We start from the raw sequence: 382 nt of genomic DNA, 5'->3' as shown, positions 1-382 counted from the left end.
CGGGCGGATGTCGACGTCGTCGTCACCGAGCACGGGACCGCGTGGCTGCGCGGCTGCCCGCACGACGAGCGGGGTGCCCGCCTGCTGGCGGTCGCCGCCCCCGAACACCGAGAAGATCTCGAGCGAGCCCTGCGGGAGGACACATGAGCAAGCGGGTGCACATCCGTGAGGTCGGGCCGCGTGACGGGTTCCAGAACGAGCCCGAGCGTATCGCCACCGACGACAAGATCCGGCTGATCGAGGCGCTGGCCCGGGCCGGGTTCGAGCGGATCGAGGTGGCCAGCTTCGTGCGGCCGGACGTGATCCCGCAGCTGTCCGACGGCGTCGAGGTGCTGAACCGGATCGACGTGCCCGAGCACGTGAAGCTGATGGTGCTCATCCC

2 protein-coding genes are annotated in these 382 nt (G+C 70.4%); both read left to right on the top strand.

All coding sequences use genetic code 11. The features are described 5' to 3' along the window. On the top strand, window positions 1-147 hold a 147-nt coding region (locus ACL02T_RS35015; protein ID WP_412835110.1), incomplete at its 5' end, for an acetyl-CoA hydrolase/transferase C-terminal domain-containing protein. Then, window positions 144-382 (top strand): hydroxymethylglutaryl-CoA lyase-like TIM-barrel protein (locus tag ACL02T_RS35010; protein WP_503129115.1); only part of this gene is annotated, 239 nt, incomplete at its 3' end. The genes ACL02T_RS35015 and ACL02T_RS35010, both read left to right, overlap by 4 nt.

The sequence above is a fragment of the Pseudonocardia oceanicola genome (assembly GCF_047200735.1).
Classification (GTDB): Bacteria; Actinomycetota; Actinomycetes; order Mycobacteriales; family Pseudonocardiaceae; genus Pseudonocardia.
Note: the sequence above shows the minus strand (reverse complement) of the source record. Positions and strands in the feature narration are given on the sequence as shown.